At 40.5% G+C, this 24,232-nt stretch carries 27 protein-coding genes; 10 read left to right on the forward strand and 17 right to left on the reverse strand.

Features of this window, described 5'->3' with window-relative positions:
* The first annotated feature begins 52 nt into the window (after positions 1–52).
* The 7 genes from ACFSYC_RS12315 to ACFSYC_RS12345 all read left to right on the forward strand — a co-directional run bounded on the left by ACFSYC_RS12315 (position 53) and on the right by ACFSYC_RS12345 (position 8,663).
* Positions 53–394 (forward strand): helix-turn-helix domain-containing protein, encoded by a 342-nt coding sequence (locus tag ACFSYC_RS12315; protein WP_377127872.1) that lies wholly within the window; start codon positions 53–55, stop codon positions 392–394.
* Complete coding sequence (locus ACFSYC_RS12320; protein ID WP_377127875.1) at positions 391–1,368, forward strand: PD-(D/E)XK nuclease family protein; 978 nt, start codon at positions 391–393, stop codon at positions 1,366–1,368. Before ACFSYC_RS12315 ends, ACFSYC_RS12320 begins: the two co-directional genes overlap by 4 nt.
* Positions 1,337–3,745 carry a hypothetical protein gene (locus ACFSYC_RS12325; protein ID WP_377127878.1) on the forward strand — a complete coding sequence of 803 codons (2,409 nt, stop codon included), beginning with the start codon at positions 1,337–1,339 and terminating at the stop codon, positions 3,743–3,745. The genes ACFSYC_RS12320 and ACFSYC_RS12325 overlap by 32 nt, the downstream gene beginning before the upstream one ends.
* A 10-nt stretch (positions 3,746–3,755) precedes the next feature.
* Positions 3,756–4,121: a hypothetical protein gene (locus ACFSYC_RS12330; RefSeq protein ID WP_377127881.1), complete on the forward strand. Its 366-nt coding sequence runs from the start codon at positions 3,756–3,758 to the stop codon at positions 4,119–4,121.
* A 5-nt stretch (positions 4,122–4,126) separates the two neighbouring features.
* Complete coding sequence (locus ACFSYC_RS12335; protein WP_377127884.1) at positions 4,127–5,266, forward strand: hypothetical protein; 1,140 nt, start codon at positions 4,127–4,129, stop codon at positions 5,264–5,266.
* Positions 5,267–5,298: 32 nt separating this feature from the next.
* A complete protein-coding gene (locus ACFSYC_RS12340; RefSeq protein WP_377127887.1) occupies positions 5,299–6,498 on the forward strand; it encodes a S8 family peptidase in 1,200 nt (399 codons plus the stop codon).
* A 938-nt stretch (positions 6,499–7,436) separates the two neighbouring features.
* On the forward strand, positions 7,437–8,663 hold the full coding sequence (locus ACFSYC_RS12345) for a site-specific integrase (RefSeq protein WP_377127890.1): 1,227 nt from the start codon (positions 7,437–7,439) through the stop codon (positions 8,661–8,663).
* A gap of 25 nt (positions 8,664–8,688) precedes the next feature.
* Here ACFSYC_RS12345 and ACFSYC_RS12350 read toward each other — a convergent pair whose 3' ends face one another.
* Positions 8,689–8,844: a single-stranded DNA-binding protein gene (locus ACFSYC_RS12350; protein ID WP_377128077.1), complete on the reverse strand. Its 156-nt coding sequence runs from the start codon at positions 8,842–8,844 to the stop codon at positions 8,689–8,691.
* Positions 8,845–8,920: 76 nt separating this feature from the next.
* Positions 8,921–9,211, reverse strand: coding sequence for a hypothetical protein (locus tag ACFSYC_RS12355; protein WP_377128083.1), 291 nt, complete (start codon positions 9,209–9,211; stop codon positions 8,921–8,923).
* Between the two features lie 610 nt (positions 9,212–9,821).
* Here ACFSYC_RS12355 and ACFSYC_RS12360 point away from each other — a divergent pair.
* Both ACFSYC_RS12360 and ACFSYC_RS12365 read left to right on the forward strand, forming a co-directional pair.
* Complete coding sequence (locus tag ACFSYC_RS12360) at positions 9,822–10,826, forward strand: type I phosphomannose isomerase catalytic subunit (protein WP_377127893.1); 1,005 nt, start codon at positions 9,822–9,824, stop codon at positions 10,824–10,826.
* A complete protein-coding gene (locus ACFSYC_RS12365) occupies positions 10,823–11,899 on the forward strand; it encodes a glycoside hydrolase family 130 protein (protein WP_377127896.1) in 1,077 nt (358 codons plus the stop codon). The genes ACFSYC_RS12360 and ACFSYC_RS12365 overlap by 4 nt, the downstream gene beginning before the upstream one ends.
* 50 nt (positions 11,900–11,949) lie before the next feature.
* On the opposite strand, the gene ACFSYC_RS12370 is transcribed toward ACFSYC_RS12365, so the two are convergent.
* From ACFSYC_RS12370 to ACFSYC_RS12435, 14 genes are all read right to left on the reverse strand, one after another.
* Positions 11,950–12,384: a hypothetical protein gene (locus ACFSYC_RS12370; protein WP_377127899.1), complete on the reverse strand. Its 435-nt coding sequence runs from the start codon at positions 12,382–12,384 to the stop codon at positions 11,950–11,952.
* Positions 12,385–12,409: 25 nt separating this feature from the next.
* Positions 12,410–13,306, reverse strand: coding sequence for a F0F1 ATP synthase subunit gamma (locus tag ACFSYC_RS12375; protein ID WP_377127902.1), 897 nt, complete (start codon positions 13,304–13,306; stop codon positions 12,410–12,412).
* On the reverse strand, positions 13,306–14,868 hold the full coding sequence (locus tag ACFSYC_RS12380) for an alternate F1F0 ATPase, F1 subunit alpha (RefSeq protein ID WP_377127905.1): 1,563 nt from the start codon (positions 14,866–14,868) through the stop codon (positions 13,306–13,308). The genes ACFSYC_RS12375 and ACFSYC_RS12380 overlap by 1 nt, the downstream gene beginning before the upstream one ends.
* 7 nt (positions 14,869–14,875) lie before the next feature.
* Positions 14,876–15,649 (reverse strand): F0F1 ATP synthase subunit B family protein, encoded by a 774-nt coding sequence (locus ACFSYC_RS12385; RefSeq protein ID WP_377127908.1) that lies wholly within the window; start codon positions 15,647–15,649, stop codon positions 14,876–14,878.
* A gap of 6 nt (positions 15,650–15,655) precedes the next feature.
* On the reverse strand, positions 15,656–15,925 hold the full coding sequence (locus ACFSYC_RS12390; protein WP_128532102.1) for a F0F1 ATP synthase subunit C: 270 nt from the start codon (positions 15,923–15,925) through the stop codon (positions 15,656–15,658).
* 10 nt (positions 15,926–15,935) lie between these two features.
* Positions 15,936–16,637: a F0F1 ATP synthase subunit A gene (locus ACFSYC_RS12395; protein WP_128532103.1), complete on the reverse strand. Its 702-nt coding sequence runs from the start codon at positions 16,635–16,637 to the stop codon at positions 15,936–15,938.
* A complete protein-coding gene (locus ACFSYC_RS12400; RefSeq protein ID WP_348080952.1) occupies positions 16,634–16,930 on the reverse strand; it encodes an ATP synthase subunit I in 297 nt (98 codons plus the stop codon). Before ACFSYC_RS12400 ends, ACFSYC_RS12395 begins: the two co-directional genes overlap by 4 nt.
* Positions 16,931–16,944: 14 nt before the next feature.
* Positions 16,945–17,235: an AtpZ/AtpI family protein gene (locus tag ACFSYC_RS12405; RefSeq protein WP_377127912.1), complete on the reverse strand. Its 291-nt coding sequence runs from the start codon at positions 17,233–17,235 to the stop codon at positions 16,945–16,947.
* A gap of 1 nt (position 17,236) precedes the next feature.
* A complete protein-coding gene (locus ACFSYC_RS12410) occupies positions 17,237–17,620 on the reverse strand; it encodes a F0F1 ATP synthase subunit epsilon (RefSeq protein ID WP_128532108.1) in 384 nt (127 codons plus the stop codon).
* An 11-nt stretch (positions 17,621–17,631) separates the two neighbouring features.
* Positions 17,632–19,080, reverse strand: coding sequence for a F0F1 ATP synthase subunit beta (atpD, locus tag ACFSYC_RS12415; RefSeq protein WP_377127915.1), 1,449 nt, complete (start codon positions 19,078–19,080; stop codon positions 17,632–17,634).
* Positions 19,081–19,094: 14 nt separating this feature from the next.
* Complete coding sequence (gene ppk2, locus ACFSYC_RS12420; protein WP_354431489.1) at positions 19,095–19,841, reverse strand: polyphosphate kinase 2; 747 nt, start codon at positions 19,839–19,841, stop codon at positions 19,095–19,097.
* A complete protein-coding gene (locus ACFSYC_RS12425; protein ID WP_377127919.1) occupies positions 19,841–20,563 on the reverse strand; it encodes a PRC-barrel domain-containing protein in 723 nt (240 codons plus the stop codon). Before ACFSYC_RS12425 ends, ppk2 begins: the two co-directional genes overlap by 1 nt.
* A 95-nt stretch (positions 20,564–20,658) precedes the next feature.
* Entirely contained in the window at positions 20,659–21,588 is a 930-nt protein-coding gene (locus ACFSYC_RS12430; protein WP_377127922.1) for a slipin family protein, read from the reverse strand.
* 569 nt (positions 21,589–22,157) lie between these two features.
* Positions 22,158–22,718 carry a helix-turn-helix domain-containing protein gene (locus ACFSYC_RS12435; RefSeq protein WP_377127925.1) on the reverse strand — a complete coding sequence of 187 codons (561 nt, stop codon included), beginning with the start codon at positions 22,716–22,718 and terminating at the stop codon, positions 22,158–22,160.
* 471 nt (positions 22,719–23,189) lie between these two features.
* Between ACFSYC_RS12435 and ACFSYC_RS12440 the strand changes: the two genes are divergently transcribed.
* Positions 23,190–23,543 (forward strand): cupin domain-containing protein, encoded by a 354-nt coding sequence (locus ACFSYC_RS12440; protein WP_377127927.1) that lies wholly within the window; start codon positions 23,190–23,192, stop codon positions 23,541–23,543.
* Positions 23,544–23,559: 16 nt separating this feature from the next.
* Here ACFSYC_RS12440 and ACFSYC_RS12445 read toward each other — a convergent pair whose 3' ends face one another.
* Positions 23,560–24,105 (reverse strand): helix-turn-helix domain-containing protein, encoded by a 546-nt coding sequence (locus ACFSYC_RS12445; protein ID WP_377127930.1) that lies wholly within the window; start codon positions 24,103–24,105, stop codon positions 23,560–23,562.
* Positions 24,106–24,232 lie beyond the last annotated feature (127 nt).

Genomic DNA, 24,232 nt, shown 5'->3' on the forward strand with positions numbered 1-24,232 from the left:
AACTTAGCAAAGTTACTTACATTTGCTTGCGAAACTTAGCAGCATTATTTATATGGAAAATTACGGAGAATATTTTAAAGCTCTAAGAGAGTCGAAAGGGATGACTTTAAGGGAGGTTGAAAGGAAGACCGAAGTATCTAATGCTTACTTGAGCCAATTGGAATCTGGAAAGATTAGGCAGCCATCACCGCTAACATTACATAAGCTTTCCGAAACCTATGGTGTAAGTTATGAAACTTTGATGGAAAAAGTAGGATATCCTGTACCAGAAAAGCTTTCAAAGAAATTAGAAGAGGATAAAAGTCCTATCGCCTACAGGGTAGGAAGCATAACAAATGATGAAGAGATTGAATTACTGAACTATTTGAAATTTATGAGAAGCCGGAAAAAATGATTTGGTCAATATCAGGATATAAGCAGTTTAATAGATGTGAACGACAATGGTACTACAGTAACATTGTTTCTCATCCGATGGTGAAGAATGATGCCTTCCGAAAGGAGGTGACCGTCCTTTCAAAGCTGCAAACTATTGAAGCATGGCGGGGAACAATAGTCGATGAGATTATTAGCAGAATACTCGTTAATGCAGTTAATAGAAAAATGCCAATAAAGAAGGATTATTTTATTAATCAGGCCATGCTGGCTTTCGACAATCAGCTTGAATACGCCGTTTTTCAAAAATATCGACTGCCGGGAAGCAAATTGAACGATGATCCGCACTTTGCCGCTTTACTGGATTGTGAATATGGACTGGATTTATCAGACGACGATTTAGAGATTGCGAAAACGGATATCAGAACAGCGCTTAGTAATTTGTTGGATAACGCAGAATTTATCGCATATCTACAAACTTCCAAACGTTTAATCAGCCAGCGAGCGTTGGTTTATCCTGTAGACAGATTCAACGTTCGGGCCATTCCAGACATGATTGCCTTTTTCGATAATGAGCCACCCCATATATTTGATTGGAAAGTGCACACTTTCGGAAATGTATCGTATGATGAACAATTGATCTCCTATGCCGTCGCCCTGTATAAGGTCGCAGCATCGAAACCGCATTCCGATTTTCCGGCGAATATCACAGAATATAAGTTGTCTGATTATAAACTAACTGAATATCAACTATTACATAAAGACAGAATAAAAAGAGATTATGAAGTAACTAATGATGCGCTAGAAGAATTAGGAGATAAGATTTCAAGCAGCATTATGGAGATGTATATTACGGGTTGTCATAAAAAATATAGCCAACTTGACGCTGAAAAATTCTCAACTACCCTGTTTTTTGAAAATTGCCTTAATTGTCCATTTAAACGAATCTGTAAATCGAACGATCATGAATTACGAAACAGTTATCTTTCCAATTAATAACCTTGATCAGTTATCGGCTGATTATATTCTTTATGATATAGTCGGTCTTAATGAATCCGATGAGGACTATGATAGTAATATTCAATATATTATTAAAAATTTATCCTATAAATTGAAGCACCCCGTCACATCTATTACACGGGAGGAAAAGCCGCTGCTCGTTGTGCGGAATGAGGAAAATATTACTTCCAGGGTTCCGGATGATATTACTGTCAAGCGTGGAATCCGGGTTTGTTTTCGACAGATCGCTGAATCCCTTAAATTAGATTTTATTAATTATGACGATTCGACGAAAGCTATAATTCTAAGATTTCTTCAATTTGATCTTCAGACCGAATTGAATAAGAATCCGGACTTGTGGCAACCCGGCTCCGGAGACGCTTTTTTCAATAACGAGCCTAATGAGACTATAGGTAATGTGTCTATTCATAATGGTTTCTTTGTTCGCGTGACAGAATTACCAGAGGGGGGATTTGGGCTTGCCGTTGATGTGACGAAAAAGTACTTGTCCAACGAGCCGTTAAATGTCAGATTAACCCGAAAGCAATTCAAAGAAGAGGGCGTTCGCAATTCTCATCTTGTGTATCAATATGGACATCACAAATATGAGATAAGAGCAGACCATTACAGTGATTTCAATGCATCAGATTACAAATTTACAAGGCCATCAGATGGGAAATTGGTTTCTTTATTACAGGACACGTTGGAGAGATTCGGAAGTCCAATGCCTCCAAACGTCGCAAAGTTACCGGACGATGCGGCCGCCATTATTTATAAAACTAACGATAATCAGGAAAGAACGGTAATTGCAGGACTTTGCTATCGTGTTTTTGACACCGAAGACCCTCAGATTCGAAAGATTCATAAGAAGTCGATCATTATTCCCTTTTATAGGAGGAAACTTGTTAGAGCCGTTCGACAGCGCTATCTAAAAAACCTATTCTATGGAAATATTCAGTTGAGCATCTCTCAGGATCCTGTTGTGGTTGAAAAGAAAAAGTTTTACCCTCCTGATCTGATGTTCGGAAGAAACACCGCATTAACGGTGGGAAACACCACTGGTGCTATCAGGACCAGTATTGATCAGTTAGGACGAAAGCGTAAAAACCTCTTGTTAGATCAAAATGTCGGATTTTACACGACTGCTACGTTTCAGACGCAATACTTTGTCGTGCCTCAAACGGTTTTTAACATGTATGGTAATCAAAAATATTTCCTTAATCACCTGACCGCTCAGGTAAACCTGATGCATCCTTCTGACTCAGGTTGGAATCCAATCGTGATTCCGTATGATGATCGTGGGAAGAAGAATGCAGTTGAAATTGGCTTTGAAATATTGCAAAAGATCAAGGAAGGAATTACTAAGCAAGGTGGTTACGCTTTGGTAATGCTGCCCTCCAAGGTAGAGCGCGTTAAAAGACAACATGATGACCTAGCAGCTTTAGTTGTAGCCGGTTGTCACGATGACCATATGATTACTGCAAGCATCATGCACAGCGATACTTTAGAGGAATGTTATGAACATCGATCGGCGCAAGGAACTTCGATGTACGAGATCCGTAGTGCCTTAAAAGGAAAATATTCCGGGTATGTTATGGGGGTAGCAATTAACCAGGTCCTTTTGAACAATGAAAGGTGGCCATATATTCTCAATATGCCATTAAACGCTGATCTAACAATTGGGATTGATGTAAAAAAGAAACTTGCTGGATTTACATTTGTCGATAAGTTTTCTAAAAACATCTTAACAAAATTTGATAAGTCCGACAATAAGGAAAAATTATCTTCTGGACAGGTAGTTAAGATGCTTGTAAAGCAGATAGCGCTTTTATGCAGTTATTCAAATTTACCTATAGAAAAGATCGTTATTCACCGGGATGGCCGCCTTTTTGCGTCCGAGAGGGAGGGGATCTTAAAATCGATCGATATTTTAAAGGAAAAAAATATCTTACCTCAAAATGCTTCCATCAATTTTGTGGAAATTCCAAAGCATGCGATTTCACCTTTCCGACTATTTGAAGTCAAAAAGGAATATGATATGAGACAAGAAAGAATCGATAATGGCTGTGTACTAAACCCGGAAATAGGATCTTACGTGAAAATAAATCCTAAAGAAGCTTTTTTATGTACTACGGGAAGAGAGTTTAACCATGGAGGCAGCTCGAATCCTTTATATATTAAATATAGTTCTGGTTCAATGAGCATGGATGCCATATTGCAGGATATCTATTTCTTGTCATGTTTAGCTTATACGAAGCCTGACGATTGCTCACGTTATCCAATAACTATTAAGATCACTGACAGGCGGATTAATACATTGGGGAGCCCATATGACGAAGAATACCTAGATATTTTAAAGTCAGTTAATATTTAACATTAAAATCATGAGCAACATAGGATTAAACACAAACGTTTTTCGGATTACCGGAAAATATTTGGACATTTTAAACGATTTCATTGTAAAGATGAAAATACATTCTGAAATAAGCGATGTAAAAAAGGAAGAACTGATTGAATTTCTCACTAAGATTAATGATATAAATAATGCACAACCTCAGTTTCAATTGCTGTCCAGTATAATCGAACGTGAGTTAAGGAATATTAATAGAAAGTCAATACCGTATCTGAATACCTTGGTGGAAGAAATAAAAAGTGGGGCTATCGAAAGTGTAGTTCCGAAAATAGAATTTCTTGTAGAAGCACTAGACACCGAGAACAGTGAAGCTTTGTCGAAAATTAAAGGAGATTAAATTAAATGTACACCTACATCAACGGTGCCATTAAGGAGGCAATTGGAAAAGGAAAGGCACTGATGGGTAAAATTCCAGGTGCCAGGGATTTAGGTATATATTTTTCGCCGCTTGCAACTACAGCTAACAGTGAGATTCAAAGCATTATCACCGAACTCGATTATTTATATAAGGATGTCGATTATAATAATCCAGTAAATATCCGTCAGAAATTTTATCAGTTTAAGCGTCTAGCTGGTAAAATGACCGATATTGAAAATGTTGTCATTGCCGCCATGAGCAGAAAAGACAAGGATGATGAATTTATTAATAAGTTGGTTCATGAGATTTGCAAAGAGATCGATTATCCTTTACCTACACCGGTCGCTTCTTGTCTCTCCCAGAAATATTATCACATCTATCCATTTTATAACCTGATCTGTATTCCGTTACTGGAATCAGAGTTTTTACTGCATCTGCCGGATATTTATCACGAATTAGGTCATCCGCTTCTTTCATTGGATAATCCCAAAGTCGAACCTATGCAGCATAGCCTTGGTTATTTCAATATAGAGATCAAAAAACATTTTGATGGGGAAATAGAGCGGAGAATAAAAAACCAAACAGCCAGTTCAGAATTCGATCCTATTTTTATTTATAAGGATTCCTGGTTCGAAAATTGGTCATCTGAATTGTTTTGCGATCTCTACGCAACCTATACACTTGGACCTGCATATGCATGGTCGAATCTTCATATGTGTACCAAGATGTCATGGGATGTCTATAAAATACCAACATATCAAAAGACCAGCCATCCTCCTGATGAAGCTAGAATGAAGGCAATTCTTTATGCCCTTGAACTTATTGGATTTAAAGATGCGGCTGCTGACATCAGGCAAAAGTGGGAAGAGTTTAAAAAGATTATTGCGGCAGTAAAGTTAGATGAGAGCGAATTTGCTATTGCCGTGCCAGAGCACCTTCTGAAAAGCGCTGCCGAACATTGCCTTGTCGGGACAAAAAAAATCGGGTCTGACATTGCTACTCCTGAGACAATGCATAAAGTAAACAGCCTTTTAAACGGGGCATGGGGACAATTTTGGTCTAACCCGGAAGACTTTTACAACTGGGAAACCAAAGCATTCAGCGATTTTAAAGCTACGTTATAAGAATATCGCCTAAACTTAATTGCAGCAAAAAAATGAAAAAAAACTATATCGTGCTATATTCCACTGAAAAAGTGGACCGACAATCTTTGCATGACCTTAAATCTTCAACTCCGGCATTCAAAGCGACAAACAAGGAACTGCTTAAGTCGAAATTTGATATAACAGTTGAGTCTATTGATAATCAAAATGAACATGAGATTTTAAAAGGCAATCGAAATGTAATAGCACTCGCACCAGCAATTCCTTTAAAACTAATCAAGCCCAATCAGGTAAAAAGTAGATCAGCTGAAATTTCAGAAGGGAACTTATGGAATATTGACGCACTTGGTTTGGCGTTAACGCCATATACTGGAAAAGGAATCAAAATGGCGATTCTCGATACTGGAATAGATAAAACGCACCCGGCTTTCGATGGATTGATAATTGTTGAAAAGGACTTTACCGGAGAAGGCAATGGAGACACACACGGTCATGGCACACATTGTGCCGGGGTTGCGTTTGGCCGTGACGTTAATGGAAAACGTATTGGTGTAGCAAAAGGTGTTGAGGAAGTCTTAATTGGTAAGGTACTGGGTCAACACGGCGGCGGCAGCGATATACTTGTAGATGCAATTAATTGGGCGGTTAAAGGCGGAGCTCACATAATTTCTATGTCCCTCGGAATTGACTTTCCAGGTTACGTTGCGGAGCTTGAAAATGATGGAATGCAGACGGAAGCTGCAGTCTCCTATGCACTAGAAGGGTATCGCAAAAATATATTATTATTTGAGCGGCTTGCTAGTCTTATTAGAACACAATCAATTAATAAGTCTATTCAGCCAGTTCTTATTTTAGGAGCGGCTGGAAATGAAAGTTCAAGGCCCGCCTATAAAATAGCTGTGAGTCCTCCTGCAATATCCGATGGTATAGTGTCAGTAGGTGCTTTAGGTAAAAAAGGTGAAGATCTTTATGTAGCAGAATTTTCCAATACAGGTGTATCCCTATCTGCGCCAGGTATCGATATCCTCTCAGCCAAAATCGGCGGAGGTTTAATATCGATGGATGGAACAAGTATGGCAACACCACACGTTGCAGGGGTGGCGGCTCTTTGGGCAGAAAAATTAATATCCAAGCGTCAATTCAACTTTAATAATTTACTTGCACATTTAACCGCATCTTGTAGCGACACGAAATTGGCTAAAGAACATCCTGAAGATTTTGGATCTGGCGTTATACAGGCTCCTTCAAAGTAATTTATTGATAATGCAGGAAAATTCACATTAGATTAGAAATGCAATTCGCCAAATATGGTTATTTAGCGCGCCGACATTTGAGTAATCATTGGTGAAGCTTATCTCTTATAGAGATACCGAGCATTCTTGACTGCATCATGTCAAAATAACTGGTGCCAATGGAGCCCAGTTTGATTTCAAATAAAACAAAGTGCTTTAAAGCACATAATAGCATATAAATGACTAGCATAAGATCAAATAGTATCCGTGCGGCTCCCCTCCTTCCAATTAGTTAACACCCTCTCTCCTACCATATATTAGAAATATGATCAATTTGGAGGAATTTAAGGTTTGTGACATCATAACGCCGTCCGTAGAGTTTCATGAAATTTTAATATTAGAAAGGTCCCGTTGAGGAAGTTGAAAAAGAAATGTAAAAAAAGCTCGGCATTTTGGATTACAGAATTAAAATCCTTAAATTTGAAATAACAATTGGAGTCTATTTGCTATTGCGTTATTCGTAGAGTAAAGGACTTTTGAAAATGTAAATTACTGATTACCAGAATATAAGAGTGAAGGTTCGCAAACCTAACTCTCCGCTAAAGGTAAAATTGAAAAAATGCGCTATTCGTAGCGTTCAAGTTCAAAAAGTACCAAAAAAGGCCTCAGTGAAGCGGAAACGCAATAGGTTCAAAACCCTAGCTCTCCGCTGATATACGTATCAAAACATCTAAAAGGCCTCAAATCGTTGATTTGAGGCCTTTTTCGTTCCTACTACCCTACCAAAACATTCATATAATCGCATAATTCTATTGAGTTATTCGTTGAGTAAATTAAATTTAAAAAAAAGACTCAATGGAAACGCTACAATTAACTGATTTACAACATGTTCGATAGTGAAACATCTTGTCATTTCAGGGCTTAAAATCGACATTTGTTAACCATAAAAATTGTTGATTATGTTAGAAAAAAGCTTTGGGTTATTATTCTTTATGAGAAAGCCCAAGAATTACAAAAACGGCCTGTTACCAATCTATCTTAAGATCACCGTAAACGGACACCCTAAAGAACTTTCAGCGAAAAGAAAATGGGATCCCTCAAAATGGAATTCTGCTGCCGGCAGAGCTACTGGGACAAAAGAAGAATCCCGGGAACTCAATTATTATTTGAATACGCTGGAACAAAAAGTCTACGAAGCGAAAAAATCGCTAATGGAAACTGATAAGCTGATTACATCAGCCGCCATCAAAAATGTTTTGATAGGTTTTGATGAATCCCAAAGAATGATCCTCGAGCTATTTCAGCACCATAACGAGCAAATGAAAGCATTGGAAGGTATAGACTTTGCCCCAGGTACAATAGAGCGGTACAACACGTCTTATGAGCATACAAAGCAGTTTATATTTTGGAAATATAAAGTATCTGACAAAGACATTAAAGAATTGAATTTTGAATTTATCAGCGAATATGCTTTTTGGTTAAAAAGCATTCGAAAATGTAATCATAATACAACTATGAAATACCTTGGAAATTTTAAAAAGATAGTTTTGGTATGCGTGAAAAATAAATGGTTAACCGTAGACCCATTTGCAAATTTTAAACTTACAAAAAAAGAAGTTGAACGAACCGCACTAACAAATATTGAATTGAAACGAATTACTCAAAAGAAATTCGAAAGTGACCGTATAAATCAGGTTAAAGATATGTTTCTATTTAGTTGTTACACCGGTTTATCCTATGTGGATTTGCAACAATTAAAAATAAACGATGTCTGCGAGGGTGCGGATGGTGAGAAATGGATTTTTACAAAGCGACAAAAAACTAAAACGGCCACACATATTCCATTGTTACAAGAGGCTGTGAGGTTAATGGAAAAATATCATGATCATCCAAAGTGCATTGTCAGCAACCTTGCTTTTCCTGTGCTAACTAACCAAAAAATGAATTCTTACCTCAAAGAAATAGCTGACTGCTGTGGTATTAAGATAAATTTAACGTTCCACATTGCGAGACACACATTTGCGACTACAATAACGCTAAGCAATGGCGTACCAATCGAATCGGTTTCGAAAATGTTAGGTCATTCTAACTTAATCCAAACACAACATTATGCAAAGACATTAGATATCAAAGTAGGTCAAGACATGGGTAAACTTAGAAACTTACTTAGTGAAAAAAAGAGCTAACATTATATTTATAAAATGTATCTCATCAGTAAGCGCAATCAACGAATGCGGTCTTTTCCTTTTTTTCGTCCGCTTTGTTTTTCCATTTTTGGTTAATGGCCACCGTAAAATTAATGACCTGTTTGTCCCCTTTGACCGCATTGATTGTTGCCTTTGCGGTTAGTCTCCCTGTAAATAGCATAATTTTTAATGTTTGATAATGAATAATCTGTTGTTTCGCTTTCCTTTCTTCCGTGTGACTTTTGGGATGATTTTTTTCAAAAGAAAAAGGGAAAAAAGAAAGCAAATCTTAAAGCCCGGCAGCGGGCAAAAGGAAACGGAATAAGTGCCGAAGGCTGAGGGAGAGAGGTACGAACGAGCGAATTATGCCGGAAATCTTTTGCGAACCCAACGACATTTCCGAGCTTGATTTTAGCTGCGCTTTTTACCCGTTTCGCCTGAAAAAAAGATGATTTAATAAAAAAATGCCATTGGAGACACAGGCGATAAAGTTTCCCAATAACCCCAAGGAGCGTAATAATTGTATATCCAAGGATGGCTAAAATCATGACTGAAGCAATACCATTCCCTGTTCCGCAAGCGGGATAGCAGCGGCATCCTGCGGAGCAGATACAGCGTATGAGCCCGGCCCCGGAGGGCTTGCCATAAAATCCTGTTTTTTTTTGAGGGGGGACATTGACAATGCGGGGCGGCATTGATAAAGGGCGATGGACTTAATGAATATCTTTTTTTTGAAGAGTTCAGGATCGAACCAGGGATGAAGGGCACGCCGGAAATGATCCTGGCGATGGTGATGCACTTCCAGTTAAATGATCGAAAAGAATTTGGGGTACACGAGGTCCATCAACATCCTTTATATAGATCAGCTATTTATAGAAACAATTATTGGTCTATTTATTAGGGTTCGTCCGCGATCCGCTGTTATTAAAAGGTTAACTTATATTTATATAAAGTCCATTTAAACAAATATTTCGTTTGTAAATTAATAATCTTGCGGTTCAGGCGTGCATATCATAGCAGTTTTACTTAATCCCGACACGGCTGTTACTAAAACCGTGGATACTAACATTTCATTAATTTATGGTTAGTTCCGTTCGATCATTCTCTTATCTTACAATAAATCGAAACTTATTTCAATAAGTAAGCTTACTACAAAACATGGATAAAGCATTGTACCCCTTAAAATTCGAGCCCATCTATCAATATAGATTATGGGGTGGCAGAAAATTAGCGCAATTATTGTCTAAGCCACTGCCAAAGGAGGAACCAATTGGCGAAGCATGGATTTTGAGCGATAGAAAAGACCATGCCAGTAAGGTTACTAATGGAAACTTAAAGGGTTATACTATCACTCAATTGATGAAAGAATTTCCCAAAGAACTAATGGGAATACTTGTTGACCGTTTTGATTATTTTCCTCTTTTGTTAAAATTCTTAGATTGCAAGGAAGTTTTGTCAGTACAGGTTCATCCTTCAGACGATCAAAAAAGCTATATACCTAAAGGTGACACTGGAAAAACGGAAGCCTGGGTGATTTTAGAAACAGGTAACGATAGCCGCATATATGCCGGGCTAAAAGAAGGCACTGACCAGCAAAATTTGCGTGCCGCTATTCAAAACAATTGTGTAGCTGATAGGCTGCATAGCTTTGTACCTAAAGCGGGAGATGCTGTGTTTATTCATTCTGGTACGGTACACACACTTGGGGGAACGGTAGTGTTCGAGGTACAGGAAAATAGTGACGTTACTTTCCGGCTTTACGATTGGGATCGAACTGATCCTAAAACTGGTAAACCACGTGACCTTCAGGTGGAGGAGGCGCTTGCCTGTATTGATTTTGAACAGGTTAATATTGGGCCGGTAAAGCCGATTGTTGATGCTAAACAGTCAAATACCGAAAAATTATTTGATAACGAGCATTTCATATTATGGCGCATGAAATACAAGTCGCTGTTTAAAGTGGGCGTCAATAACGAGCCTATTATTTTAGTTGGTATAGAGGGAACCGGAAATGTGGTATATAATGCAAAAAATTACGAGATCGGTAAAGGTGACGTGATGCTCTTACCTGCTGAATTAGGAGAATGTGAGATTCAACCCGACGGCCAAATTACTTTGTTGCAAATAGCCATTCCCTGCAAAGATAAAAGCAAAAAATCATGATCCCATTCCAGCTACAACGCATCGGCACCATAATGGAGCCGGAACCGGGCAATGAATTGGAGACCGAAGGGGTACTTAACCCGGCAGCAACCCGTGGCCCGGATGGTGCCCTTTACCTTTTCCCGCGTTTGGTGGCAAAAAACAATTATTCCCGTATAGGTATAGCGAGAGTGCAATTTAATAAAACCGGGGAGCCTATTGGCGTAGAACGTTTGGGCATAGCGTTACAACCTGAAGCCGAATACGAAAAACGCCCCAACGGTGGAGGTGGCTGTGAAGATGCAAGGGTAACTTATGTAGAACCTTTAGCGCATTATATCATGACCTATACCGCCTTCGGGCCGGATGGGCCGCGCATTGCTGTGGCCAGGTCAAAAGACCTTTTTAATTGGGAACGCTTAGGGCTGGTAAAGTACCTTTCATATAAGCACGTGGACTTTAATGGCATTAATAATAAAGATGCCAGCGTCTTCCCTTTAGTTATTCCCAGCCCTCACGGACACCCGTCTATCGGTATGTTGCACCGCCCGCTTTTTCCAGGCACAACTCCCGAGGAAACTGTTAAACATAAAAACCGGGAAATAGATTCACATAAGGAGAGTATTTGGATCTCCTATTATAATTTAGGAGAAGACACTACCATACAATATGCCAAATTCACATCCAACCACCGTCTGGCTATACCTGTAGAACCATGGGAAAACTTGAAGATAGGTGCAGGAGCTCCCCCTTTATTAACCAAACATGGATGGCTTATTATTTATCATGGTGTACATGAGTTGGAGGGATCAACGGCTGACAAGCCAAAATTGTGCTATTCGGCCGGGGTAATGGTCCTTTCGGAAAAAGATCCACAAAAAATATTGTATCGTTCGCCTAAACCTATATTAATTCCCGAATTACCGGAGGAGACGATTGGAACGATCGCCAACGTGGTGTTCCCGACCGGTATAGATCGTCGCGACGATATTGGACAACCTAACCGCATAGATGTTTACTATGGGATGGCGGATGACCGGATCGGTGTAGCCAAAATGGAAATTCCAGACACCCTGCCCGGAACCAATGATTGATGATCATACTCCCACTAACCGGACGGGTTTCGAATTGATTAGTTGATTTTTTAATCCGTTATTCCTGGTACAGGTACCGGAATTATAAAATCAACTAATCCCATATCAGCGTGCTTTACATGTTGTTCATAATCTTGCAGACTTTTATGAAGTGCAAGTGCAAATGTTTTGTCAAGCTTATCAATTACAATATTTGCGGTATTTATCTTCTCTTTTAATTTTTCCCGGCTGATATTATCGAGCGGCGAATATTTATCGACTATATTGTTGAAATTGAGCTTAAAGTTTTTGTCTACTTCATCATAATATGGCAAAAGTAGAAACGCTGCGGTGAATGTCTTTAAATGTGCCAGATAAATCGCGTCTGCTTTATCTGTCTTTGAAATTTTATTTTCTTCGCTTGCCGCCAACACCGACACCAAAGCCGGAGCACTAAATAAAAGTAGTCGTTCTTGCTTGTTTAGCTTTTCAAATTGATTTTTCATGTTTGTAATGTTATTTTGTTACCATTTATCTGTCTGACTTTTTCTTCAAAGCTTCAAATCCGGAAACCACGTCAAAAAGCTCTTCATCGATCATGCTTTGGCGCAAACGCTGGAATTTCTTGCCCAGGCTTTCCAGCATATCACTTATGCTTTTTTCCGCCCGTTGCATAGCTTCCAAGCGGCTCGCGTTTTCCGCCGCCAGCGACTCAGTACTTCCTCTAAATACTGAAACGAATAGATAGGCATTGATAAGTGCGCTTAGTGTGGTCACGGTATTGCCAATTACTTCGGGTATGGTATTTGTCGGCCATTGTACAGCCATCAGATCCTGCATCCATTTTTCGTCAAGCGGCAATAACCTTTGCAAAACCGGCTCATAGCTCGACCCGGTTTTGGGCTGATTATGAAACACATAAAACTGCTTTAGATGCCTGGTTTCACGAATTTCCTCAATTTCGATCAAAAGACTTTGAATTAACGGTGTAACGGCATCAATAGAAACAGGAACAGCGTAAGACTTCGTAATATTAAGCCCTGCGTCTGCTAAAAGCGCCTGGATACGTTCGCCGATTACCCAAATTTCCTTTTTACCGGTAATAACATTAAAAGATTGTTGCACGAAACCGGACAGCAGGTCATTGAACTGGCCTACCAGCCCAAGATCCGATCCGAAGACAATAACACAAACTGTTTGATCTTCATCTTTTCCGGCTCCCGGCTTTTCAATTACCGTTTGTATTTTTTCCGCTCTTAAATAAGCCTTAATACCCAGTGTAACGGTATTATAGTAATCGCCAAGTGAAGCTACCGCCGCTTCATATTGTGAAATATTGGCAGCAGCCATCGCCTTCATGGCTTTAACAACCGATTTGATATCTTTTGCACCATCCAATTTCCGGTTCAGATCTTCCAGCGTATCCATTACTTCGAGGGTTTATCAGGTTCTGGTTTTTCCGCTTCCGGCTTTTCGTTAAATTGAGCAAGAAGTTCGCCGGCGATTTTCAGGATCGTATCATGGTCTGCGTCGTTTAAAGGTTTGTCAGCAAAAAGCCGTTTGAGCACCTCGGCAGGAAACTGCCCCATGTCTTTAAGAATAGCCGCTTCGGCATCGGCGATCTTATCTACGGGTATAGCATCAAAAAGCCCATTCGTTAAAGCCAATAATACAACTATTTGTTCTGAAACTGTTAAGGGATGCAATTCGTTTTGTTTGAGGCAACTTCGGATACGCAGGCCATGATCGATCACCTTTTTAGTATTTTCATCCAGCCGGGTGCCAAAGCGAGAAAAGTTTTCCAGCTCTTCAAATTGCGCGTATTGTAATTTCAAGCTGACAATAGATTTGTAAGCGGGTAACTGTGCAGCAGACCCGACACGGGAAACTGATTTACCCACATCAACTGCCGGTAAATTTCCGGCTTCAAATAGTTTGGGTGATAGATAGATCTGTCCATCGGTAATAGAGATCAGATTGGTTGGGATATACGCGGAGATATTTTGCGCTTCAGTTTCGATAATAGGTAAGGCCGTCAGCGATCCGCCTTTTAATTGAGCGCTCAGGTGCGTAGCCCGTTCCAGCAACCTGGAGTGAATATAAAAAATATCACCCGGAAATGCTTCTCGTCCGGGTGGTCTGCGTAACAGCAGCGAAAGTTCACGATAGGCCCGCGCGTGATGCGTAAGATCGTCATATACAATGAGCACGTTACGGCCCTCTTCCATAAAGTGTTCGGCTATGCTGGTTGCCGCGTAAGGAGCAATATATTTCAATCCCGCAGCATGGTTACCTTCGGCCACCATAACTACGGTATAATCCATGGCACCTTTTTGTTCCAGGTTGGCGATAACCTTGGCGACAGCGGCAGCGCGTTGCCCAATAGCACAGTAAATGCAAACCACATCTTTTCCTTGCTGGTTAAGTATGGTATCAATTGCTATTTGTGTTTTGCCGGTTTGCCGGTCGCCCACGATCAGTTCACGCTGGCCACGCCCAATTGGAATTAGTGCGTCAATAACTTTTATGCCGGTTTGTAAAGGCGCATTTACAGCCGTTCGGTCCATGATAGCGGGCGAAGGCCGTTCAATGGGTAACCTTTTGTTGGTTGCGATATTGCCTTTCCCATCAATGGGTATCCCCATGGGATCAATTACCCGGCCGATCAAATGGTCGCCTACCGGGATATCCATCACCCGGCCGGTACGCTCTACTTCGTCTCCGGCATTCAATAAAGTATCTTCACCAAGCAGGATAACGCCGATCTCATCTTCATCCAAATTATAGGCAATGCCGTACAGGTCTTCCGAAAATTTAAGTAGTTCTTCAAAGCCGGCACCTTCCAATCCCGAAACTTTTACAATACCCGTGGCAACGCTGGTCACATAGCCAACCTCGCGGGGTGCGAATGCGAATACGTGCTCCGCTAAACCCTTATCCAACTGGTGGAAAGTGTCGGCTATACTCTTTTTTAAAGTACTTGAAGGCATATTGTTATTACTTTACAGCTTGATGAGTTTTGTTTATTGTCGTCGCTACACTCTTTTCCAGTGAATTAACATACGCGGCTAAACTCCAGGATAGTTTGTACCCATTAGCTGCCAGTTCGATCCCGCTGATCATTTTACGATCCGTCTTAAACTCATATTTAACTTCATCTCCAAGTATATCCGCAATTGCGGATCGTATGCCTTTTTGATCCTTTTCAGCTAAGTCATAAGCACTTTTAACCTTTATCGGGGCCGAATCCGAATGGAAAGCGCTGATGAACTGTTTTTTATCTTTGTCAGTGATCGCTTTTATCTTCTTGATAAAAACATGAACGGATTGTTCTTCAAGGTCAGTTGAAGCCAATTCGGCGAGGGCTTTTTTTGCGATAGCGAAAACCTCATCCTGTGTTTTCTTTGATATCTCATCGCTCAAATTTTCTTGTAATTCCTTTGATGCTGCTTCCAGTTTTTCTTTTACACCTGCAGCTTCCTTTTTTGCAGTATCCAAAAGCTTTTCCCGTTCCTTATCAGCATCTGATGTTGCCTGGTCCATTAGCTTCTTTTTGTGCTTATCAAAATCGTTGTTTTTTTGTTGAAACTCATCCTGTTCTTTCTTTGCCTCAGTCATTTTGCTTTTGGCGTCCGCAAGCTCAGCAGCTATCTTTTTTTCGCGCTCATCAATAGCCGCCAGAATAGGCTTATAGAGATATTTTTTCATCAGCCAAACCAACACCAGGAAATTGACGATCTGCGCGATTACCGTAAACCAATTAATTTGCATGGTGTGTTATTTAGCAATAATGTGTGTCCAGAATGGGTTTGCAAAGATCAGGATCATGGAAACCACGAAGCAATAAATGGCTGTTGACTCGATCATGGCCAGGCCGACAAACAGGGTCCTGGTTATGGTGGGCGCCGCGTCCGGCTGTTGCGCTATGGAACTTAAAGCGGTTGCTACCGCCTTACCTTCACTTAATGCCGGGAACATACAACCGATACCTGTTGTGAGGCCAGCTGTAATAATTGATGCTACTGCTATTACTGATACATTATCCATTTTTATCTATTTAATTGGTGCTTTTATTTACTAATTTTTTCTTTTTGATGCTTTCCTGTACCGCTGCCGCGATATAAACCGTAGCCAGGATACTAAAGATATAGGCCTGTACCATCCCGGTAAGGAGGCCAAGGGCCTTCATGACAATAGGAATAAATAAAGGAGATATGCTTAACAAAATGGCGATGATCATTCCACCGCTCATAATATTCCCAAATAACCTGATGGCCAGTGCCAGCGTTCTTGATAATTCGCTAATGATATTGAAAGGCAACATAATGAAAGTTGGCTTGATGTAGGTCTTCAGATAGGCGAAGAAGCCGCTCTTTTGAATGCCAAAAAAAGGCACGGCCAAAAACACGGCGATCGCCAATGCGGCAGTGGTGGAAAGGGAACCTGTCGGTGGCTGATACCAGGGTAAAACGATCCAGAAGTTACACATGGCAATGAATAGAAAAAGTGTACCGATAAAGCCAATGTATTGTTCGGGGTTTTCGAGCCCGACTTCTTTGATCTGTTCATTGATGCCCGTTACGATCATTTCGAGGATACACTGCCATCGGGAAATTTTATGCGTAGTTTTCAACTTGCGCGTAATCAGTATGGCACCGATCACCATAAATAACATAACCCCCCACGTAGTGACGATGGTGAGGTTGATGGTGATAAAACCATTGCTCCAAAATATGGTCTGATCTGGCGTTAAATTCATAATGGGCTGCTTTCTGTTACGATAACTTGCTTTTGCTCGATCTGCCTGGTGAGCCTTAAAATTAAAAGGCGACCCGCAATAAACCCGGCGACACTTACCAGTAATTGTAACAAACTGCCCTGGGCCATGAAATAAAACCCGGTTAATACAATACCCGTTCTTATCAGTGAGCTTCCCAAAAGCCATAATGCAACGTATGGCGAACCTAAAGTTCTTTTTACAGTCAGCCATAAACCGCCAAAAAACAGGATGCCTAATATCAATCCGCCTATTAATGCTACTACTATCATCATCAAATTATTTTATACTATTTATCTTCTTTTATTACCCAATTCCAGGCGATAATACAACCTACCACCAAGCCTGTTATCAGGCAGGTTACTGTCCATGAGAAGGATTGGGGATGATTTTTATCCAGCCAAATTCCGCCCATTGTGCTCAAAAAAGTTGGTGCGGCAACCGACCAGCCAACCATACCGAACATGCCGAAACCAAACCACTCCGCTCTTTTTTTTTCATCGAGTGCCTTTAATTTTCTTTTTTCCTTAGTCGAGATCATCCGGCCAAAAAAATCGGTGTCATTTTCCGGTTGTGCCATTTTATAGTTGTTGAAATTTCTTTAACCTGGAAAGAAACCCACTTTCCAGTTGTGAGGCCATGTGCCGAACTTTTTCTTCATTTTCATCTGCATTCTTAAACTCATTTTTTACTGTTTCAGCTAATTTTCCTAACTCAACGCCGCCAACCGCATTTCTAACGGAAACCAGTACCTGCGACCCGGCTTTTACAAAAAGGCCTTCGTCCACGGCTAAATAATGTACCTTGTCTGTTTTGTAACTGAAAATCCCAGGGACCAGTACCGCAACGCAATCCAGCCTTTGCGGCAGAAAGCCAACAGACCCTTCGATTGTCTCTGCAACGATGTTACTGACGTTTTTTACATCGGCAAAAACTTTATAGGGAAGTAATATCTTAAGGTCCATATTTTTCGCTTCTATTTGATCACAGGTTTTGCGGCAACCGGGCCGTCCTTATTGACGCCTTTATTCTTTAGTGCTTCGTCTATATTTCCGATCATGTAAAAAGCATTTTCAGGCAAGTCTTTAAATTCGTCTGCCAAAATACGTTCACAACCATCGAGCGCATCTTTCAAGCTAACCAATTCTCCTTTTACGCCACTAAATTGTTCGGTAGCAAAAAAGGGTTGTGTTAAAAACCGCTCCAGCCGTCTGGCGCGGTTTACAACGAGCCTGTCGCCTGTTGACAATTGCTCCATACCCAGCATAGAAATAATATCCTTCAGGTCTTCATATTGTGCCAGCGTTTGCCGGATCTGCTGGGCGAGCTGGTAATGCCGGTCGCCAATAATTCCCGGCGTAGCCATTTTTGAATTAGATTGCAGAAAATCAATAGATGGATAAAGGCCTTCGCTGGCCCTTTCGCGCGAAAGCACAATAGTTGCCGAAAGGTGCGAAAACGCATGAACGGCAGCCGGGTCGGTTAGGTCATCGGCCGGTACATATACCGCCTGTATAGAAGTAATTGCCCCGGCATCTGTATTAGCGATCCTTTCCTCAAGGGCCGACAATTCCGTCTCCAGTGTAGGCTGATAACCCAAACGCGATGGCATTTGCCCCATTAAACCTGAGACCTCCATACCAGCCTGGATAAACCGGAAGATATTATCGATCAATAATAAAACATCTTTATGCTCATCATCCCGGAAATATTCGGCCATGGTTAAAGCAGCATGGCCAACCCGAAAACGGGCTCCAGGCGGCTCATTCATCTGCCCAAACATCATGATCATATTTTTAAGCAGCCCGGCATCTTTCATCGCGTCATATAGCTCATTGCCTTCACGGCAGCGTTCGCCAATGCCGCAAAACATGCTAACCCCTTTGTTCTGGCCCACCATATTGTGGATCATCTCTGTTAATAAAACTGTTTTGCCTACGCCTGCTCCACCAAATAAACCGGCTTTGCCGCCACGCTCCAACGGTATCAATACATCTATCGCTTTAATACCTGTTTTAAAAACCTGCGAATTAGTCGCCCGTTTATCTAATGGTGGAGGAGATTGGTGGACATTTCGTTTTTCGCCTTCCGCTAATGGTTTTAAATGGTCGATGGTGTTTCCGAACACATCGAACATCCTGCCAAGCGTACGTTCGCCAACAGGAACCATCAATTCGTTTCCGTCAGTTTCTATTCGCATACCACGTGCCAGGCCTTGGGTAGGTGTTAGCGCTATTCCCCTTACCGTGTGCTCATCCAATTGCGAAAGTACTTCGATGGCAATTTCCCGTTGTTCGCCTGCATGGAGCAGGGCATAAACGGCAGGGAGAGAGTGGTCAAAACGGGCATCTATAACGCTGCCCCGTACCGAAACAATTTTGCCGCAGTTTAATTTCTCGTCCGCATGTTTTAGAATAGCCTTCATTTTTTAGTTTGGGATTATTGAAATAGCTTTTCCTTTATGTTTTTAGGCGTGGCCGGATAAACAAAGTCACAAGCGTGAGATAAAGCCATGTGATCTTTGTGCTTATAATCGCGACCCTTCAGTAAATGCGTGATCAGGTTGATATGGGTGTCGTCTTTGTCATCCGCGCTAACAATAAACCAGGGGGCGTGCCTAAAATCGGTTTTGAGCAGCATTTCATCCCGCGCATCAGAGTAATCTTTCCAATGTTTGGTTGCAGCCTCGTCAACCGGGCTTATTTTCCACTGTTTAAGCGGATCTTTTTTTCGTTCATCAAACCGCTTTTCCTGTTCTTCCTTACTGATATCGAGGTAGTATTTCACAATAATAAAACCGGCGTTAGCCATCATTTCCTCGAATAATTCAACCTCTTTAAAAAATGATTTATATTGTTGATGAGTGCAAAACTTCATTACTTTTTCAACACCAGCACGGTTATACCAACTTCTGTTGAACAGAACCAATTCTCCTGAGGCAGGCAAATGCGCGATGTATCGCTGGAAATACCAATCCTTTTCCTGATGGTCAGAAGGTTTTCCTAATGCCACCACGATCGTTTCCCGCGGGCTTAAATGCTTAACGATCCTTTTAATCGTACCGTCCTTCCCGGCCGCATCTCTCCCTTCTAAAATGACAAGTAATTTAAGTCCGGAAGCGATGATCTCCTTTTGCAACTTGACCAATTCGACGTAAAGGCCGTGCAATACATCTTTATCCTTCATTAATTGACTGTTTGAACTTGCGGGTAATCGGCCTCTTTGAAAAGAATGCTTTTGTCAACCACAGAGGAGGTTATATCAAGGTGTATTTTGTTTTCGCTCCAATTTATTTCTTTAACGTGTGCTACCGGGATCGATACTTTTTTGCCTCCGAACCAGTTATGGGTATCTATAACGATAAATTTAATTTGCCAGGTTTGATCATCAACGATAAAATCAATGATATGGCCGATCTCTCCGTTGGTCGTATGAATATGGTAGCCTGTTATGCTGCCCGTACTACGTAAATGGATGTCGTCGTCAGTATGCTTATCCTTTTTGTCGGCTTCAATTAAAACCTTTTGATCTAAAACCGGGAACGGCATACTCACACCTAAGGAACCGCCACCGTAAAAGCCGCTCCCCCAATAGCTTTCCCATTGGTAATGGCCATATAGTTCTATTTCCTGCTGGCGCGATACCGGTTTATCGGTATCAATATCGGGGCTGTTTTCGATCTGTTTCTTTGTTAAATTAACTGGGAAGAAACCATCTTGCCAGGGTTGTTTAAGAAGGGCATGCGGCGCGATCAATACCTTTCGCCCGGATAGCCAGTTACCAGTTTTAACAACCAGGTATCGTATTTTCCAGCTTTTATCATCAAAGTAAAATTCTTCCACTTCACCAATCATGCCATCTGTGGCTGCTATGTTATAATTTATAAGGCTCTTAATATTACGTTCCATTGTATATTGATTTACATGTTATTTTAATGTCCAAATTGCCGGTTCCTGCTTTTGTCAATAAAAAGAGGCGAATTTGAAAAAATACCTTCTTTAGTTTACTCTGTTGCTTTTACCGTTTCGTTCCCTTTTTCTATTTTATCCTTTTTATCCTGTCCAATACCCATAGTTAATGCGGTCAAGCCGGCCATACTTCCTAAGCCCATTGTTTCCACTGCTGAACTTGGTACGATAACAATAGTAGAATTTTGCTTTAAGCCTTCGTAGAGCATATTCATGGCACGCAAATGCAAGGCCACCGGGTTATTTGCATAAGTAAGCGCGGCTTCGCCAAACTTCTCTGCAACCTGCCGCTCGGAGTCCCCTAATATTACCCTTGCCTGCCTTTCACGTTCCGCCTGGGCCTGCATAGACATCGCGTTTTCAAGCGAGGCCGGTATTAGGACATCTTTAACTTCAACCGAATTGACATTTATCCCCCAAGGCTCGGTACGTTCGTCAATTATTTTTTGAAGCAAATTGCTGATTTTGTCTCTTCCTTCCAGCATATCCGATAACATGGTTTTGCCGATAACATCCCGCAATGCCGTTTGTGAAGCCCAACTGATGGCACTGATATAATCTGCAACTTCAAGAGCGGCTTTTTGCGGGTCCAGTACTTTCCAAAATAATACTGCATCAACATCAACAGGCACGGTATCTTTGGTCAGGGTTTTCTCAGCTTTGAAAGAGGTGGTAATTACCCTGGTATCGATCCAGTAAGGGATAGTGTCCAATACGGGTATTATAAAAAACAAACCGGGGCCTTTGAGTGAATGAAATTTGCCAAGGCGTAGTACCACAGCTTTATCCCAGGGATCGGCAATTTTGATAGACGAAGAAATAAACGACGCAATTATTAGTGCTACTACACCTATAATGGTACTTTCTATTGAAGTTGAAATGCCTTGTATTGAATAATCAATAACAAGACCGATAGCGAATACAATTATAAATATAACAGAGGCGAATAAATTTTTATTTTTCATGAGTTGATCTATTAACAGAATGTCAAATTATTTTGCCATTAGTTTTTAGTATTCAATTTATAATGTTTTTTATACTCGTAATTGCTTATGCTATTGGCTGCTAATTCATAAACCCATCGGATGTGATCAGCAATTTGTTTTTCAATTATATATTGTGCAGTATTTCAAATATCCGTATTCCCTTTTGGTTAATTAGTGACGACGGACATTTGAAAAGACGATGCTAATCACTTTACACGGTTGCCTTCGTATTAATAAGTTATTACTGGTCATTCTCTCCGTTACTCATCATCGTGGAAACCTGGTCAAGGACTTCAACCATTCGATCGCTGCCATTCTATATGAAGATCCCGCTATACATGGTGGCAGGAGAGTCGTGTTCCTGTCAGGTGACGATGACGGAGCAGCAGCAGGAATTGGTGAGCTTTCTGAAAACCCGGTTTTCAGCAATCCAGCTTGGCAGGCTTTCGGAAGGCGGGCAGATTGTTCAAGCTCGAAGGAATAGTTCGGGTAACTGATTTTTAAGGACTTGGTTAAGTTCAAGTGATGTTAATCCGGAATAGAGATAGCTATGGATTTACGATCCCCAATTGCCTGTTTTCTTTGAATTTTTTGAAATGGGAAGGCGTTAAACCGGTGATCTTTTTAAATTGATTAGAAAGGTGGGCAACACTGCTGTAGTGTAGTTTATCAGCAATTTCTGTGAGCGATAATTCATCGTATACCAATAATTCCTTTACCCGTTCAATTTTGTGCATAATGACATAATGCTCAATGTTAATGCCTACTACCTCAGAGAAGAGGTTGGCCATGTAGGTGTAATCATAATTGAGCTTTTCGCTTAAATAGTCAGAGAAATTGACTTTGGTCGGCTCTTCTGCATAATGGATCAGTTCTACAATTACCTTCTTTATCTTTTCTATGAGTATACTCTTTTTATCGTCCAGCAATTCCAGTCCATATTTAAGCAGGTTTGATTTGAATACAATCATTTGGGCTGATGATACATCTTCTATGATCTCCACCTCGCCTAATTCTACTTTTATATAGTGAAATGAAAGCCTTTTGAGCTCTTGTTTAACGATCATTTTACAACGGATACATACCATATTTTTAATATAGAATTTCATGGTATTGAACGTGTTTAATAATAAGTGAGGAAATGGAAACCGTATTACAACGATGAGTCGTTGTTAGAAGCAAAGGTGATTGTAGTCTAACATAACAGGGTTAAACCTTACTCTCATTATGTTTGGCTAAACCCTTAAATGTTTATTAACATAGACATAAGCAACAAATGGGACAATAGTTTTAACTTAAATGTTAAATAAATAAACCATACATTAAAAGTCACACAGGTTAATAAACATACACCCGCTTTTGAAGAGTTATCAGTTTCTAATCATTCATACTGATGTGTGAATGATGTAACTTATTTAACAAGTTGTGTAATAATCTCTGCTTAAATGCCCTCATCTTTACAGCATAGATCGCGACTGCTTAAGGTTCCCCGAAGAAAGATATAAAACAGTACCACGGTGCGGCGGAATTGAGTATGATTACACTACCAATAACAGACACTCCAAAAATAACCTCATACCATGGAAATCAAAAAGCCAGAAATTTCGGAAATGGAGACCGCAAAAGCTCACATCATCGTGGAAATTATTGAATATGTGCCCAATTCAGTTGTGATCAAAACCATTATAAAAAAATCAACCGGAAATATCAGCATTATGTCGTTTGATAGTGGTGAGGGTCTAACGGAGAAGACCAGCCCCTTTGATACATTCGCGCAAATTATCGAGGGTAGTGCCGAGATCGTTATAGACAATGTTTCCAGTCATTTAGATACTGGTATGGGTATCATTATACCTGCACACCTGCCAAATTATATCAAACCTAACGGCCGTTTTAAAATGATTCAGACCATCATCAAAAGCGGTTACGAGTGAGCCGTCTGAATTGCTTTTAAGGTATAACATGCTCTTTGAACTTTTTGAAATGTGTGGGTGTTAAACCGGTTATTTTTTTAAATTGATTACAAAGGTGTGCTACACTGCTGTATTGCAACTTGTAAGATATAGCAGTCAGTGAAAGTTTATCGTAGATTAATAATTCCTTTACCCGTTCAATTTTATGAGTGATCAAATAGTGCTCCACATTTATTCCTTCTACTTCTGAAAAAAGATTGGCCATGTAGGTATAATCATGGTTTAGCTTTTTACTGAGATGATCGGAAAAATTAAGCTTAACCAGTCCTTCTTCATAATGGATCAGTTCAATGATCACTTTTTTTATTTTGTCGATCAGTAAGCTTTTTCTGTTATCAAGAACATCCAGGCCAAACCTTTGCAAAGCCGTTTTGAAATCTGCCATTTGCTCACTGCTGATATCGCCGGTGATTTCGACTTCGCCTAACTCAACTGCCATGTATGGAATAGCTAACTTTTTAAGCTGTTGTTTAACTAATATCTTGCAGCGGATGCAAACCATGTTCTTGATGTAGATCTTCATTTCAAACTACTGGTTTAAAAGTTGTCTGGCGAGATCTACAAGTAAGTGAAAGGGCGGACAATATCGGATGATCAGTTGTTTCATAGCAGTGGATGTTGCCTTTTGGCATTGATCAAATCTGCCGAAT

The sequence above is a fragment of the Mucilaginibacter antarcticus genome (genome assembly GCF_042686155.1).
GTDB classification, from domain to species: Bacteria; Bacteroidota; Bacteroidia; order Sphingobacteriales; family Sphingobacteriaceae; genus Mucilaginibacter; species Mucilaginibacter antarcticus.